The following is a 15,328-nucleotide window of genomic DNA, read 5'->3' as shown; positions in this document are numbered from 1 at the left end:
GCCGAGTCGGTGGGGTGTGCGGGGTCAGTGGGGCGTGCGGGCCGGGTCGGTGGGGTGCGCCGGGTCGGCGGGGCATGCCGGATCGGTGGGGTGTGCCGGATCGGCGGGGCATGCGGGGCCGTTGGGGCGTGCCGGCCCGGTGCTCAGGCCGGCGTTCGCGGGAACGTTCGAGGGAAGGGGGGCGTCGCAGCGGTGGTCACCGAGGGCGCGCCGGTAGACGCGCCAGCCCAGCAGTGCGCCGAGCGCGAAGACGAGAGGCCCGAAGACATCGACCGAGCCGAGGGCGACGGCCTGGCCGGACAGGTACAGCGGGAGCTGGATGGTCAGCATCAGGACGTTCCCCGCGAAGAGGACGAAGCTGCCCTTGGTGAAAGCCCGGCGGCGCACCGCGCAGCGGCGCCACGCGGTCCGCTCGCCCGTGAGCAGCCCCACCATCACCCCCAACGGCGGCCACCCGAGGAGAATCAGCACCGGCGCCGCCACGGCCATCGCGCAGTGCAGCAGCAAGTGCGGGAGGAAGAAGGAGGTGGCCTGCCCGGTCCGTGCGGCCAACGCGCCCTGGACACAGACGAATCCGAGGATCCCCAGCGCACGCCCCACGGGCTCCTTGCGCACCAGCCGGTGCACGAAGCCGGCGGCTCCGGCCGTGAAGGCGAGCGTCAGCGCGATGCCGAGCCGGTGGGTGAGGGCGAAAGTCAAGGTGAAGCCGAAGACGGGCGCGATATCGATCACGGTGCCGCGCAACCGGCCCCGCACGGCGGCCCGGACGGCATCCACACCGCCGGCTTCCTCATGTGCGGCAGGGTCCACGGGGTCTCCAGGCTTCTCGACGGACGGTGCTCTTTCCGGTGTCGTGGCTCAAGAGAAACCGCCCTCGCTGACCCGTCGCGGTCAGCAACCTGACCGTTTCCTGACAGCCTCCGCGGGCCGGGGGACGTCCAGGGAACCGCCCACCACGGCGACTCGTTGTCCTCGCAGACTCCGTGACCGATTGGTGCCCGCCATGCCCACCCCCTCGCCGACGAGTGACGCGCCGTTGCCCCGGGGGACCGGGCAACGGCTGCTCGTCGTGGATGACGACCCGCGGATGGCGGAGCTGCTGGAGACCACCCTGGGCCTCGCGGGCTACTCGGTGGCGACCGCGGGTTGCGGTGCGCAGGCCCTGAGCGCGTACGCGGCGCAGCCCCCGGATCTGCTGGTGCTGGACGTCATGCTGCCCGACATGGACGGCTTCGCCGTGTGCCGGCGGCTGGTGGAGAACGGGGCGCGGCTGCCGGTCCTGTTCCTGACCGCGCGGGATTCCGTCGAGGACCGGGTGACGGGCTTCGCCATGGGCGCGGACGACTACCTCACCAAGCCCTTCAGCCTCCCCGAGCTGCTGGCCAGGGTGCACGCCTTGCTGCGGCGGGCCGGCCGGTCCGCGGAGGAGAGCCCGCTGCTGCGTTTCGCCGACCTGAGCGTGGACGAGCGCAGCAGGCGGGTGCGCCGCGGGGACCGGCTGATCGCGCTCTCCCCGACCGAGTACAAACTGCTGCGGTATCTGCTGATCAACGCCGACCAGGTGATGTCGAAAGAACAGATCATGGACCACGTCTGGCAGCACCGCTTCGGGGCGGGCGTCGTCGAGAAGCTGGTGTCCCGGCTGAGGGCGAAGGTGGACGACCGGTCCCCCGCCCTGATCCACACGATGCGCGGTTTCGGCTACAGCCTGCGCCTGCCCGGAGCCGGCTGAGGTGGCCGCCGCCCGGCGCGGCTCCTTGCGGGCGCGGCTGATGATCGGGGTCGTCCTGCTGGCGGCCGGGGGCATGGTGGCCGTCAACGCGGTGTCGCTGATCGGGCTGCGCCTCAACCTCATCGATGTCGCCGACGCCACGCTCGCCAAGGCCCGCACCACCGTGCAGCACCGGGTCAGTGACCGGGCGGCCCCGGTCAACTCGGCCGGCCTCAACTCCCTCATCCCCGACGGCGTGTACGTCGCGCTGGCCGACGACCGCGGCCGGGTCGTCGCCCAGACCCCGTCACGTGACCTCAACGGGCAGCTCCGGGCCCGACCCGACCTGCCGGCACCGGTGCCGGACGGCTTCGCCGACCAGCCCCTGACCCTGTCGGCGAAGGGAGCGCCGGTACCCCGCTACCGCGTCCTGAGCTTCCCCGTCGGCCCGTCCGCCACGGTCCGGCCCGCGCCCGGCGCGCCGCCCGAGCGGTTCAGCACGGTCGTGGTCGCCAAGAGCCTCCAGCCGGCGGAGGACGTCGTCTACTGGCTGGTCGGCGCCGATGCCGCCGCCACGCTGGCCGCGCTCGGCGGCATCGTGCTGCTCAGCCGCGGCGTACTCCGCGTGGGTTTGCGGCCGTTGCGCGACATGGCCGCCACCGCGACGGCCGTCGCCGACGGCGACATCGACCAGCGCATCGAGGTCGCCCGCCGCCACTCCGAGGTGGGGGAGGTCGCCACCGCCCTCAACCGGGCGTTCGACGAACGGCAGCGGTCCGAGGAACAGCTGCGGCAGTTCGTGGCCAACGCCTCGCACGAACTGCGCACCCCGCTGACCACGATCCGCGGCTGGGCGCAACTGCATCTGCACGGTCTGGCCCAGGATCCCGAACTCATCGAGCGGGCGATGCTGCGCATCGAGGGCGAGGCGGCCCGGATGCACGCCACGGTCGAAGAACTGCTGCTGCTCGCCCGGCTCGACCAGGGCCGCCCGCTCGCCGGCGCACCGGTCAGCCTCGGCACGCTCGCCGAGGACGCCGTCGGCGATGCCCGGGTCCGCGACCCCGGCAAGCCGGTCACCGTCGAGGTGGAGGGCGAGGTCTTCGCCTGCGGCGACGAGGACCGGCTCCGGCAGGTGCTGCAGAACCTCCTGAGCAACGCGCTGCGCTACACCCCGCCGGGCACGCCGATATCGGTGGGCGCCCGTGCGCTGCCCGGCGACACGGTGGAGCTGACGGTCCGCGACCAGGGCCCCGGTATGCCCCCCGAGACCGCGGAGCGCATCTTCGAACGCTTCTACCGCGGCGAGGAGTCCCGCGATCCGGCCGCCGGCGGCACGGGCCTCGGCCTGAGCATCGTCAAATCGATCACCGAAGCACACGGCGGCACGGTGACGGTCCGCACCGCCCCGGGCGAGGGCAGCACCTTCACCGTCACCCTGCCCGCGCCACGATGAGCGGCCGGCGGCGTCCCCGCCTCAGACGAGGTAGCGCTGGTCCAGGCTCTTCGGCGCGAGGGCCGGATAGCCGAGGAAACGCCGGCGGGGTGCGGGCTGGGGCGGTTCGGTGGGAGCGGGGACGAGCTCACGGACGAGGGGGTCGACCGTCATCACCCTCGGCGCGAACGAGACGTGGAACTTCCGGGCCGCTGCCTCGAGGTGGTAGACCACGCCCTCGTGGACGACGTTCTCCTCCCGGGTCGCCAGATAGACGAACTGCGGATCGATCTCGCGCAGCAGGGGCTTCGGTATCCGGGCCGGGAGGGTCAGAGCGTAGTAACGAGGCCAGTTCTTCAGCCGGTGGCGTTCCAGCCAGGAGCGGCCGAAGGGGCGGAGGCTGGTGAACATCGCGAAGCTCCATTCGAGCTTCACCCCTGCTATGACCAGCAGGAAGTTCAGGACGAAGGCCAGTGCGACCAGCGCGTGGACGAGCGTGTCCCCACCGCCCGAGGGCGCAGTGCCGAGCGCCTGGGAGGACACCGCGACCGCGCACAGCGCCCCGTAGACCGCCCCCTGGTAGAAGTCCTTGTACAGCCAGCTGGGTGACCGGCGGCCGGTGGCCGTGCGCCCGGCCACCAGCCCGAGCAGGCCGGTGAACAGCGCCGCGAGCCAGACGGCGCCGGAGCCACCGGACAGCCCGACCCGGCCGTCCGGGGAGAACGCGGTCACCCACAACGCCATGGCCACCACCGAGAAGGGGAAGTTGCCCGAGACTCCGAAGACCAGGTGCATGAGGACCGCCAGCCACAGACTCCAGCGCTCCCCGCCCGGGACGCACAGCAGGAGGCCGGCGGCGAACTCCGCCACGATCACCCCGGTTGGTACGGCCTTCAGCAGCCGTCGGTGGACCGGCACGCCGAGCAGACGGAAGTAGTGGGCGGTGACGACGCGGCCCGCGCTCCGCTCGGTGAACAGGTATTCGTCATTGACCTTGAGCAGTGCCGCGGTCAGGTACACGCCGGCCAGGACGTCTTGCGCAAGAACGGGGTGCAGGTGCACCGGGGTGAACGCCATGACCGCTGCCACCACCGCCCCGAGCCAGGAATGGTCGGAAAGCCGCCGGTGTGTCGCGAGCATCCAGGAGAAGGCGAGTACGACAGCGAGGGCACGCCCGACGGGCGAGGGGACGGTCAGAACGGCCGCCAGAGCCAGCGGAAGGGCCGCCACCTGACCGAACACCGCCGCGGCGCGAGGCAGCCTCACCCCGAATACCGGCGCAAAGTGGTGCCCCACTCCGGAGAATCCATATTCCCAGTGCCTATTGACCTGATGAAAGAGCAGACTGGCCACGACAAGCGCCATGGGCGTGATCTGGAAAGTCATTCCGAGCCCCCCGATGGGTTACCTTTTGCGCCTTCGGGGTGGATGCCATATGGCGGCACACAGGAGCCCTTTGGCCGCACGCGCATGCTGCAAAACCCCGCGTGGCTGATGCTCGACTTCCACGGCTTCAAGATCCTGCAATGGAGTCGTGCCGGTCGTCAAGAGTCCTGCGGGTCGCCGCGGACTCACCCGCCCCGCTGCCGACGCACCGCGACTCGGGTCCGATTGCGTCCTGTTTGGGGCCTATTCGAGGGCCTGCCGCGGCCCATCGAGGTCCACCGAGCTCCGACCGAAACCCGCCGGGCCCCTCTCCGGGCCCACGCACTGCCACTGACCTGCGGATTCGCCGAATTCGCCCCTTTCCCCCTTCTGTCATTGGTCACGGAATGGAAGATTCCCACCAAGAGATGATCGCCGAGTCCGCGGCTTCGGCAAACAACTCCAAAACTGCGTCGCCATTTTCTTTGAACGTGCTATTCGCGCGAATAAAGCGGGACACGAAAACGGAATACTGACGTCCACCAGCGGGCGGGAACAGGCATCCAATAAATCTCTGGACTACTGATCTGAGCCCGGGGTAGCGTGCCATCGGCGCTTACCGAAGCGTCGGCACTTCCCTCAATTAATGATTGGGAGAAAAACATGGCTGAGGTAATTCTCGACACCGCCAGTGACGTTGCGGAGCTCTCCGGCGAGGACTTCGAGGGCCTGTTCGCGGACGCCCCGCTGGTCATCACCGACAGCGAGGTCCGTGACTGATCACGTCACGCCAGGCGGTTCGTGCTGAGGGAACTGCCCCATGTGGTTCGACCGGCACAGCGCTGACATAAGGGGGGCAGGGCATGGCGGTTCATGTGTTCGTCGGGCCGTCGTGCCCTGAACCTCTCGCACTGCGGAGTCACCCGGGCTTCATCCTGCACGGGCCGGTCAAACACGGTGACCTCTTCTCGGCCGGGCTCACCGAGGGGGATGTCGTCGTGATCGTGGACGGGATCTACCACCACCGTCTGGCACTGCGCCACAAGGAGATCCTCGACGTCCTGGCGCGGGGCATCACCGTGCTCGGGGCAGCCAGCATCGGCGCTCTGCGCGCGGCCGAACTCGACGGGTTCGGCATGATCGGCGTCGGCCGTGTCCACCACTGGTACCGCACCGGCGTCTTCGAGGGCGATGACGCGGTGAGCGTGGCCCACAGCGAAACGGGCTCGCCGGCCGGCCTCAACATCCCCCTGGTCAACCTCCACGCCGCGATGGCGGCCGGCTGCGACTCCGGAGTCCTGGGACGGGACGCGGCCCAGCACCTGATGGCGCGGCTGGAGAGCGAGTACTACCCGCTGCGCACCCCCGAGCGTGTGCGCTCCCTCATCAAGCAGTGCGGCGAGACCGCATTCGCCGACTGGTACGAGCAGCGCTTGGCCGCCGAGCCGGACGCCTTCGACCAGAAGCGGGCCGACGCGCTCGAGGCCTTCGCGCTCGCCGAACGGCTCGACTCCCCGGCGCAGCCCTCGCCACCCGGCGTGGCGAGCGGCGCACGCGACTGGCGCACCGAGTACCACCGGCGCTGGCGCAACCGCTTCGCGACGGCCACCCCCGACCTGCACCACCGGCTCGCCTACCGGCAAATATTCGACCCCGGATTCCCCGACGTCTGGTGGGACTTCCTGAACGGCTCGTCCGCCGCCGGGTCTCCCGCCGCCTCCGACGGTTTCCGGGGCCATGTGCGGCAGCAGCTGGGCCCGGTGGCCGTCCAGTGGCTCGACGACCCCGCGCTGCGGGCCCGGATCACCGCCGTCATCTGCCCGCTTCCCGACCTGGCGGATCCCGGGGAAGCCAAGCTGCTGCTGCGCGGTGAATCGGCCGAGGACCGGGCCCGGGTCGCCGACTGGCTGGACCAGATGCGGCAGCACCTCGAAACCCATCCAGCACGCAGCCTCGTTCAGATCAGGGAAGCGGTGTGCACCCGCCTGCTCGCGCGGATCTGGGGCGTGGCGGCCGGCAGCGAGCTGGCCGTGGAGTGCGGCCGGCGGGGATTCCCCTCGCTGCGCCAAGCCGCCGGTGCCTTCCGTCCGTTCGCCCTCGGCTACCTGTCCGACCAGACGGCCCGGACCGCCCGGACGACCGAGACGGCACCGACGGCGCCAACCGCCCCAGCAACCCCAGTAGCCCCAGCGGCACCAGCAGCCCGGACGAGCGGAGCGCGCGGCCATGCCTAAGGTCAGACTGCCCGGGACGCACCGCGCGGTAGCGCCGGAGACCACCTGGGCCCGGCTCGCCCCCCGGCTGCGCCAGTACGGCATCAGCCGGGTCGCCGACGTCACCCGCCTCGACAACATCGGCATCCCCGTCTTCCTCGCCGTACGGCCCGAGTCCGAGACCCTGGCCGTCTCCCAGGGCAAGGGCGCCTCGCCGATCCTCGCGAAGCTCTCCGCCGTGATGGAGTCCGTCGAGCTCTGGTACGCCGAGCGCCCGGCGCTCGACACCTTCACCGCCACCGCCGAAAGCCTCGGTCTCCCGTATGCCCTGACCAATCTGAACCTCCGTACGACGGGCGAGTGGATCCAGCAGCTCGAACTGGACTGGATCCGGGCCTCTTCGCTGGCCGACGGCCGGCCGGTGCCGGTTCCGCTGGACCTCGTCCGGCTCTCGTACAGCGGAGAGCACTACTGGCGCCGCCGCCTCTTCGAGACGAGCAGCACCGGGCTCGCCTCCGGGAACACCTTCCCCGAGGCCTGTCTCCACGGGCTGTACGAAGCGGCCGAACGGGACGTGCTGGCCGCCCACCCGTCCCGAACCGACCCCGGACGCCTCTTCATCGACCCGGCGACCGTCCGCGACGCGCATCTGCGCTCCCTGATGCGCCGGCTCACCGACGCCGGGGTCGCGTTCGAGATCACCTGCATTCCGAACCGGCTGGGGATACCCACGTTCGCCGCCTTCGTCTGGTCGCCGCTCTTCCCCATCGTGTGCGCCGGTTCCGGCAGCCACATGGACCCCGATGTCGCGCTGTCCCGTGCGCTCACCGAGGCCGTACAGAGCCGGCTGACCGAAATCAGCGCCACCCGCGATGACATTCCGTCGGACCAGGACACGACGCGGGACGCGAGTGCGGACCCCGGCTTCCGGCCACACGCCGAGGGAGTGAGCGCCGACGACGCGCTGAGCGGACACGGCGGCAGCTACGACGACTTGGAGGAGGAGCTGGCGGTGGTCACCCAACGGCTGACGGACGCGACCGGCCACGCCCCCCTCGCGGTACGGCTGTCCGGGCCGGCCGATCCGTTCAGTGTCGTACGGGTCATCTGCCCCGGGCTCTCCTATGCGGAAGGGCGCACTCTCTCCCCCTGACCGCCAGGGCCATGACGTGCAGGATCAGTGATGCGAGGTTTCCAGTGAACATTCAGCGGGGCAGCTTCCAGCACTCGGAAGGCTACGTTCTCGAGTACGAGGTGACCGAACCCGAGACCCTTGCCGGCCCTTATCTGCACATCCTCTTCCACGGCTTCAGCCGCATCGAGAAGCACGTCCCGCCGGTGTTCGCGCGCAAGCAGTGGAAGCAGGCGGACCGGTCCGTGTGCCTCTCCTTCTCCGACCCCATCCACCGCTTCACCCGGGACTCGTGCTGCGGCTGGTTCCTGCTGGGCGAGGAGGAGTTCGTACCGAAGATGTACGCGCTGCGCGCCTCCCTGCTGGAGCGCCACGGGCTCCAGGGCACCGTCTGGCACGGCCTGTCGTCGGGGGGATACGCGGCACTCAAGCACTGCATGCGGGCGGGCGGCGACGACCTCGCGTTCGTCATCTCGCCGCACAACGATCCGACCGTTCTCCCCCAGTGGGAGCAGGAGGCCGTGCCGTTCCGCCGGCTGCCCGGCATGGCCGCGCCGGAGACCATGACCGACATCATCAAGGACTGGACCGATCCCGGCAGTTCGCGCTTCCTGCACGCGCTGGTGTCGGAGAAGGACTCCTACTTCGCGCTGGAGCACCTGCGCCCCCTGATGCGGAGCCTGCACGGCCACGAGAGCGCCCGGGCGGTCATGCTCCGGGACGGCCGGGGCCACGGATTCATCAAGGACGCCGACTACGACTCCCAGCTCAACGAGGCGATCCACCGCTGGGAGACCCACCGGGCGCGGCACTCCGCCGCCGCGGCGGCCACCGGCGGGTGACGCACCGCCGAGTGACGCACCGCCGCATGACGCATCCGCCGGATCGCAGAGAGGAGTACGCAGTGCCCGAGGTAAAGGTCATCCTTTCCACCCCGCTCGCCCGGTTCGCCGACGGCGAGACCAAGTTCCAGGTGCCGGCCGGCACCTTCCAAGAGGTCATCGACAAGGTGTACGAGCGCCACCCCGCGCTGCGCCTGCGCCTGGCGGACGGCGCCGGGACGCTGCTCCCCTTCGTCAGCGTCTACGTCGGTGAGGACAACATCCGCGATCTCGGCGCCCCGGACATCGAGGTGTCCCCGCAGACCACCGTGATGATCATGTCGGCGGTGGCCGGTGGATAGTCCCGGAGCCCGGCGGACCATCCGCCAGGCCGCCACCGGCGACGCCGGCGCCGTCCGCGAGCTCTACGGAGCAGGCGAGGCCGAGGAGTTCGCCCGCCGGCTGGCGGACCGGCACACGGCGCCCGGCACCACGCACTACGTCGTCGAGTCGGACGGCCAGATCGTCGCGGCCTTCGCGCTCACCGCGCTCGGCCGGCTGCGGCCCGGCGGCAAGGTCCGGCTGATGCTGCACGAGATCAAACTCCGGCCCAGCTACCGGGGCACCAGCGTCGCCGAGGACATCCTCGGCTGGCTGGCGAGCGGCCTCGGCGTGGGCACCGAGCGGGAGCTGCTCACGCTGGCTCCGCTGGGCCAGCAGCCCTCCAGCTTCCAGCGGTTCGGGCTGACGGAGTCCCACCAGGCGTTCAAGTGGCCCGTCCGGGACGGAGGCATCCCCACATGACGGAGGACCGAGAACTCCTGCACAGCAAGGAGTTCACCCACTGGCTCTCGGGGTTCAGGTCCTGGGCCGGGAAGAACCCGGAAGAAGCCACCGCCTGGCGTGCGGCCGGCGCTCAGGGGCTGCTGTCCCTGGCCGTCCCCGAGGGCACCGGCGGCACCGGGGCCGGCTACGAGGCGGCCTGCCTCGCCCTGGAGGCGTTCGCCGAGGAGAGCGGGCTGAGCGGGCTGCCCTTCTCCATGGCGGCTCAGATGTGGGCCTGCCAGGAGCCCCTTCTCGAATTCGGCAGCGAGGCCCAGCACGCCAGGTACCTGCGCCCCCTCATGGCGGGCACGACCGTGGGTGCCTTCGCCGCCACCGAGTACGAATCGGGCTCGGACCTGCTGTCCCTGCGGACCCGTGCCGAGCAGGGCGCCGAGGGGCGGTGGCGGCTCAACGGCGCCAAGACCTTCGTCACCAACGGCCCGACCGCCGATATCTTCGTGATCATCGCCCGCACCGCCGAGGGCAGCGCGCTCTCCGGCCTCACCGCCTTCCTGGTCCCCCGGGACGCCCCGGGCCTGCGGATCGGCAAGGTGATCGAGAAGTCCGCGCTGGCGGGCGCGCAGCTGTCCTCGCTGCTCATGGACGACTGCGTGGTGGACGACACCGACCGGCTGGGCGGCGCCGGCGGCGGATTCGCCGTCCTCATGCACGCGATGCGCTACGAGCGCGCCTTCATCCTGGCGCCTGCCCTGGGGCTGATGGCCGGCGCACTGCGCCACGCGGTCGAACACGCCCGCTCCCGCAGCCAGTTCGGCCGCCCGCTCGGCTCGTACGACACCATCCGCCAGCGCCTGGTCCGGATGCACCTGAGCCTGACCAGCGCGCGGGAACTGCTCTACGCCACGGCCCGGGCGGCCGACGGGAACCGGCTCGAACACAGCCGGTCGTCCCTGACGAAGCTGCACGTCAGCACGGAGTTCAACCGGTTCTGCCAGGAGCTGCCCGATCTGTACGGCGGCTACGCGCTGCTGCCGGAGACGGGCGCCCTCGCGCTGACGGCCGACGCGGTGGCCAGCCGGTACTACTCCGGCACCTCCGATATGCAGATGAAGATCATTGCTGAAGGGCTGGGTTTGTGATGACAGAAGACTCCGTACTCAAGGCCGTCCTCGCCGCGGTCCGCGAGGTGGCGCCGAGGGCCGAGGTCTCCGACGACACCGCCCTCATCGCCGAACGGGTCATCGACTCGCTGTCCCTGCTCAGCCTGGTCTCGCTCCTGGAGAAGGAATTCTCCGTCACCATCAGGGACTCGGAAATCCTCCCGGCCCACTTCGAGAGCCCGCTCGCCGTCCGGGCCTTCCTGAAGTCCAAGGGCTGCTGATGGCGGCCGGCCGATCCCTTGCCGACGATCTGCGGGCGACCGCGGCACGCCACGGCGACCGTACCGCCGTCATCGACGGAACCCTCACGCTCAGCTATGCCGCACTGGACGGCATCGCGGAACACCTCGCACAGGCACTGCGCGAGGTGGGCGTCACTCCCGGCGACTGCGTCGTCTGGCACGGGGCGAAATCCTCGCTGGCGGTGGCGGCCGTCCACGGCATACTCCGCTCCGGGGCGGGCTACGTCCCGGTCGATCCGGACGGGCCCATCGCCCGCGCCGAGCTCATCGCCGGCCGCTGCCTCCCCCGCGCCGTGGTGGCGGACGCCGCGGCCCGGGACCAGTGGCGCACGGTCGCACCCGGGCTCGTATGGGAGAAGCTGCCCCTCGGCCCCGAACCGGCCGGTGAACTGTGGTGCGCAGTCCCCACGGACGCACCACGCCCCCCGCTGGAAGACCTCGCGTACGTACTCCATACGTCCGGCAGCACCGGCCTTCCCAAGGGCGTCGTCCACACCCACGCAAGCGCCTCGGCGTTCGTCGACTGGTCGGTCCGGGAGCTGGGGCTCACGGAGCGCGATGTCATCATCAACTCCGCACCGCTGCACTTCGACCCGACCACGCTCCACCTCTTCGGCGCCGCCCGCGTAGGCGCCGCGGTCGCCCTGATGCCCGCGTCGGCCGCGCCCTTCCCCGCCGCACACATCGATTTCTGCCGCCGGGTCGGCGGCACCGTCTGGTACGCGGTGACCTCGACCCTCGCCTGGCTCACCCGCAGGGGCAAGGAGCTGCTGCCGGAACTGCGGGGGCTGCGTGCGGTCGTGACCGGCGGCGAGGTACTGCCGCCGGACGAGGTGAATGTGCTGCTCTCGGCCCTGCCGGGGATCCGGCTGCTCAATGTGTACGGACCGACCGAGAGCAACGTCTGCACGTTCTACGAGATCCGTGGCCGCCGGCGGCCCGATGCCGTGATCCCGATCGGGCGGGTGCTGCCGGGCGCGGAGATCGCCGTGGTGGACGAGCGGCTGGAAGAGGTGGAGCCCGGTTGCCCAGGCCAGCTCCTGGTGCGCGGCAGCATGCTGATGGAGGGCTATCTGGATCCCGAGCAGACCGCCCGCGCCTTTGTCCGCACCGCTGACGGCCGGCGGTGGTACGCCAGCGGTGACCTGGTCCGGGAGAACCCCGCGGGCGAGCTCGAATTCATCGGCCGCGAGGACGCCCAGATCAAGTCGCGTGGCTTCCGGGTCGAGCTGGGGGAGATAGAACGGCACCTCCACGCGCTCGACGGCGTCCACGAATGTGTCGTGGTGGCGACACCGGACGCCGTCTTCTCCCACGTGATCACCGCGTTCGTGACGGCGGATCACCTCGACGACGTCAAGCCGCTGCCCGAGGTGCTGCGGTCCCGGCTGCCGCACTACATGGTGCCGGAGCGCCTTGTCCTGGTCGCGGATGAGCTGCCCAGGAACTCCAACGGGAAGGCCGACCGGAAGGCTCTGTCGGAGCTTGCCGCCCGGCCGGAGCTCGGTGAGACCCCCGGGCTGACGGTCGTCCACTGAAGGAAGACAGAACTGTGACGCTCCCCTCCGCCGACGTCGGCGCCCCCGCCGATGAGACCGTCGAGGTCCTCAAGGTTCCGGACTTCCGGCTGCTGTGGGCCGCGAACGGATTCCGGTACGCGGCCTCCGAGGTTGCCGGGTTCGCGCTGCCCCTCACCGCGCTGCTTCTGCTGCACGCACCGCCGCTGATGATGAGTCTGATCTTCGTCTGCAGCCGGGCCGGGTTCTTGGTGATGGGGCTCCCGGCCGGTGTCTGGATCGACCGCTGGCGCAAGAAGCCGGTGCTGATCTGGGCGGATGTGGTCTACGCCGTGGCCTTCGGCAGCGTGCCTGCCGCCTACTTCCTCCACGTCCTCACCGTGGCCCAACTGCTCGTGGTGGCACTGATGGTGAGCCTGGCCGGCGTCTTCTTCGACGTGGCGCACAGCAGCGTGCTGCCCTATGTGCTGCCCAGACGCCGGGTGTCGGACGGCAATGCCCGGCTGCAGACGTCCGAGAGCGCCCTCCAGGCGGTCTCCCCCAGCGTTGCCGGTGTGCTGACGCAGAGCGTCGCGGCCCCCGTCCTCTACTGCTTCGCCGCCCTCTGCCACCTGACGTCGGTCGTGCTGCTGCGCCGTATCCGGCCGGACGGGGACATCGCCCGCGGCAAGGGCGAGCCCGGGCGGAAGTTCCGGCGTGAGATCGCGGACGGCATCGGCATCCTCTTCCGGCAGCCGCTGCTGCGCCTGCTGCTCAACCAGGCGGCCCTGAACAACATCGGCGCGGGCATCATCCTGGCGATGCTGCCGGTGTTCCTCCTCAGGGAGATCGGCGTCGCCCCCTGGCAGTTCGGGCTGCTGTCGACGCTCGGTGCGCTGGCCGGACTCACCGCCTCACTGGTGGCCCCCCGGTTCCGGCGCCGGTTCGGTGAGATACGGATGACGCTGGTCTTCTCCGCCGTGGCCCCGGTCGCGGTCCTGGCGGCACCGCTGGCCGGCGTCTTCCGCGAGGCCGCCGTGCCGCTGATCGCGCTGGCGGAGGTCCTGATCGGCTTCGCCCTCGTGGGCCGGTCGGTGTCCACGGCCGGACTGCGGGCCCGGGTGACACCGAACGCGTACATGGGCCGGGTCACGGCGGCGTACAGCGTCGTCGTGCAGGGAGCCACGCCCCTCGGCGCGCTGGCCGGCGGCCTGATCGCCAACCAGTGGTCCACCGGTACGGCGCTGTGGGCAGGCGGACTGACCATGGGCGTCCCCCTCGTCCTGCTGCTGCTCTCCCCCCTGCGCCGCTACCGCACGCTCCCCGCCGAGTGGGAGGTCTGATCCCCCTCTTCGCCGACAAGCCGCGTCGCCCTCCCCCCCCACCACCGCATAGTTCACCTGGAGAATCCCGTATGACCGCACTGGATCAGGCCGCTGCCGCATATGAGGAGCACGGCTTCGCCATCATCCGCAATGTCATCCCCGAGGACGTGCTCGCAGAGGCACGCGCCCATGTCGAGTGGCTGACGGCCAAGTACCCGGAGCTCCGGCCCGAGCACTTCCACCACCCGCTGATCCGCAATGACGCCTTCTGGGTCCGCCTCATATCGGACCCGCGGCTCGTGGACATCGGCGAGCACTTCCTGGGCCCGGACCTTGCCTGCTTCACGGCGCACTACGTCTGCAAGCCGCCCTACGACGGCCATCCCGTGCTGTGGCACCAGGACGGTGCGTACTGGAAGCTGGCGCCGATGAACGCCCTCACGGTGTGGCTGGCCATCGACGAGAGCACCACCCGAAACGGCTGCCTGCGGATGATCCCCGGCAGTCACAAGCTGCCGCTGTACGAACCGAGCCTGCGCACGGACCGGCCCAACATGCTCTTCTCGGAGGCCGACAGCGGGCTGGTGGGCGAATGGGCCGAGAAGCAGGGCATCGTCGACATCGAGCTGAACCCCGGCGATGTCTCGATTCACCATCCACACCTGCTGCACTGCTCGGAGGCGAACACCTCACCGAAACGGCGCTGCGGACTCGACATCGGCTACATCTCCACCACCACCCGTATCGAGAGCGACGGGCTCTACCTGGACCCCGTGCTGGTGCGCGGCACGCCCGCCGAGGGCGTCAACACCTACCGTGACCTGCCGCGTTACTCACCGGGCGAGACCATTGCGTTCGCCGGCCACGAGACGTGGAACGACCGGCCCGGCGTCACCCCGGCCGGCTCCCCGGCCGGGGAAGCGCCCCTCACCACGACCGAGCGCATGATCGAGCGGCTGCGGGAAGGCACTGTCGCGCGCTGAACCGGGCGTGCACAGGCACTCGACGAATGCACAGAGGGCTCCGCGGCGGGGCCGGGGGAAGGGCGGACCAGCAAATGCAGAGAGTTGTCTATATGCAGGACCGAGGCGACGGCCAGCGGATGAAGGACGTCGTCTATGTCCATCCGCCCAGCTACCGGGGCGAGGAGTTCCCGAATCCCGCGGGACTGCCGCGCCCCGTGGTGGGCGGACTGCCCTTCCCCTGGGTCACCCCCATGGCGGACGGCAAGCCGCTCTTCCGTGAGATCGAGCGGGTGAAGGCGGAGCTCTGCCGCCGGCTCTGGGGCTGCCAGGTGTGCGGGAACGACCTCGACAGCACGGCCTGGGTGGCGCTCAAGGAGCCCGCGGAGGGGTCGGCGGTGGTCTCCTCCGCCGCCATCCATCCCGCATGTCTCCGCCTGGCCGTGCAGTACTGCCCCGTACTCGGCGACCCGGCCATGGGCTATGCGTTCACCGAGGTGTACGAGGACGACATCGTCGCCGTGACCGACGAGTTCCCGAACCGGAACGACCGTGCGCCGGCGGCCCGTTGGCATCTACGCCCGGCCACGGAGACCTCACGTCCCGACCGGGTCCGCACGTTCCACTCCCTCTCCGAGGTGCGGGGCTGAATCCTTCACGGCTCCTGCCGGGTGGTGCTG

At 70.5% G+C, this 15,328-nt stretch carries 15 protein-coding genes; 13 read left to right on the top strand and 2 right to left on the bottom strand.

The window, feature by feature from the left end:
* Positions 1-24 precede the first annotated feature (24 nt).
* On the bottom strand, positions 25-810 hold the full coding sequence (locus tag ABR737_RS27180) for a DUF3159 domain-containing protein (RefSeq protein WP_350252998.1): 786 nt from the start codon (positions 808-810) through the stop codon (positions 25-27).
* A gap of 193 nt (positions 811-1,003) precedes the next feature.
* On the opposite strand from ABR737_RS27180, the gene ABR737_RS27175 reads away from it, so the two are divergent.
* A complete protein-coding gene (locus tag ABR737_RS27175; protein ID WP_350252996.1) occupies positions 1,004-1,732 on the top strand; it encodes a response regulator transcription factor in 729 nt (242 codons plus the stop codon).
* Between the two features lies 1 nt (position 1,733).
* Positions 1,734-3,167 carry a sensor histidine kinase gene (locus tag ABR737_RS27170; RefSeq protein ID WP_350252995.1) on the top strand — a complete coding sequence of 478 codons (1,434 nt, stop codon included), beginning with the start codon at positions 1,734-1,736 and terminating at the stop codon, positions 3,165-3,167.
* Between the two features lie 21 nt (positions 3,168-3,188).
* Here ABR737_RS27170 and ABR737_RS27165 read toward each other — a convergent pair whose 3' ends face one another.
* Positions 3,189-4,532 (bottom strand): hypothetical protein, encoded by a 1,344-nt coding sequence (locus tag ABR737_RS27165; protein ID WP_350252994.1) that lies wholly within the window; start codon positions 4,530-4,532, stop codon positions 3,189-3,191.
* A gap of 842 nt (positions 4,533-5,374) precedes the next feature.
* Here ABR737_RS27165 and ABR737_RS27160 point away from each other — a divergent pair.
* From ABR737_RS27160 to ABR737_RS27110, 11 genes are all read left to right on the top strand, one after another.
* Positions 5,375-6,745, top strand: a complete 1,371-nt coding sequence (locus tag ABR737_RS27160; RefSeq protein ID WP_350252993.1) for a TfuA-like protein — start codon at positions 5,375-5,377, stop codon at positions 6,743-6,745.
* Positions 6,738-7,877, top strand: a complete 1,140-nt coding sequence (locus ABR737_RS27155) for a YcaO-like family protein (RefSeq protein ID WP_350252991.1) — start codon at positions 6,738-6,740, stop codon at positions 7,875-7,877. Before ABR737_RS27160 ends, ABR737_RS27155 begins: the two co-directional genes overlap by 8 nt.
* A gap of 44 nt (positions 7,878-7,921) precedes the next feature.
* Positions 7,922-8,698 (top strand): hypothetical protein, encoded by a 777-nt coding sequence (locus ABR737_RS27150; protein WP_350252989.1) that lies wholly within the window; start codon positions 7,922-7,924, stop codon positions 8,696-8,698.
* A 62-nt stretch (positions 8,699-8,760) separates the two neighbouring features.
* Positions 8,761-9,039 (top strand): MoaD/ThiS family protein, encoded by a 279-nt coding sequence (locus tag ABR737_RS27145; RefSeq protein WP_350252988.1) that lies wholly within the window; start codon positions 8,761-8,763, stop codon positions 9,037-9,039.
* Positions 9,032-9,481, top strand: a complete 450-nt coding sequence (locus ABR737_RS27140; RefSeq protein ID WP_350252987.1) for a GNAT family N-acetyltransferase — start codon at positions 9,032-9,034, stop codon at positions 9,479-9,481. Before ABR737_RS27145 ends, ABR737_RS27140 begins: the two co-directional genes overlap by 8 nt.
* Entirely contained in the window at positions 9,478-10,602 is a 1,125-nt protein-coding gene (locus ABR737_RS27135; RefSeq protein WP_350252986.1) for an acyl-CoA dehydrogenase family protein, read from the top strand. The genes ABR737_RS27140 and ABR737_RS27135 overlap by 4 nt, the downstream gene beginning before the upstream one ends.
* Entirely contained in the window at positions 10,602-10,844 is a 243-nt protein-coding gene (locus ABR737_RS27130; protein WP_350252985.1) for a phosphopantetheine-binding protein, read from the top strand. Before ABR737_RS27135 ends, ABR737_RS27130 begins: the two co-directional genes overlap by 1 nt.
* Entirely contained in the window at positions 10,844-12,403 is a 1,560-nt protein-coding gene (locus tag ABR737_RS27125; protein ID WP_350252984.1) for an amino acid adenylation domain-containing protein, read from the top strand. The genes ABR737_RS27130 and ABR737_RS27125 overlap by 1 nt, the downstream gene beginning before the upstream one ends.
* 14 nt (positions 12,404-12,417) lie before the next feature.
* Positions 12,418-13,704: an MFS transporter gene (locus ABR737_RS27120; protein WP_350252983.1), complete on the top strand. Its 1,287-nt coding sequence runs from the start codon at positions 12,418-12,420 to the stop codon at positions 13,702-13,704.
* Positions 13,705-13,775: 71 nt separating this feature from the next.
* On the top strand, positions 13,776-14,669 hold the full coding sequence (locus ABR737_RS27115) for a phytanoyl-CoA dioxygenase family protein (RefSeq protein ID WP_350252981.1): 894 nt from the start codon (positions 13,776-13,778) through the stop codon (positions 14,667-14,669).
* 92 nt (positions 14,670-14,761) lie between these two features.
* Complete coding sequence (locus ABR737_RS27110) at positions 14,762-15,298, top strand: hypothetical protein (RefSeq protein WP_350252980.1); 537 nt, start codon at positions 14,762-14,764, stop codon at positions 15,296-15,298.
* Positions 15,299-15,328 lie beyond the last annotated feature (30 nt).

This window comes from Streptomyces sp. Edi2 (assembly GCF_040253635.1).
Taxonomy (GTDB): Bacteria; Actinomycetota; Actinomycetes; order Streptomycetales; family Streptomycetaceae; genus Streptomyces.
Note: the sequence above shows the minus strand (reverse complement) of the source record. Positions and strands in the feature narration are given on the sequence as shown.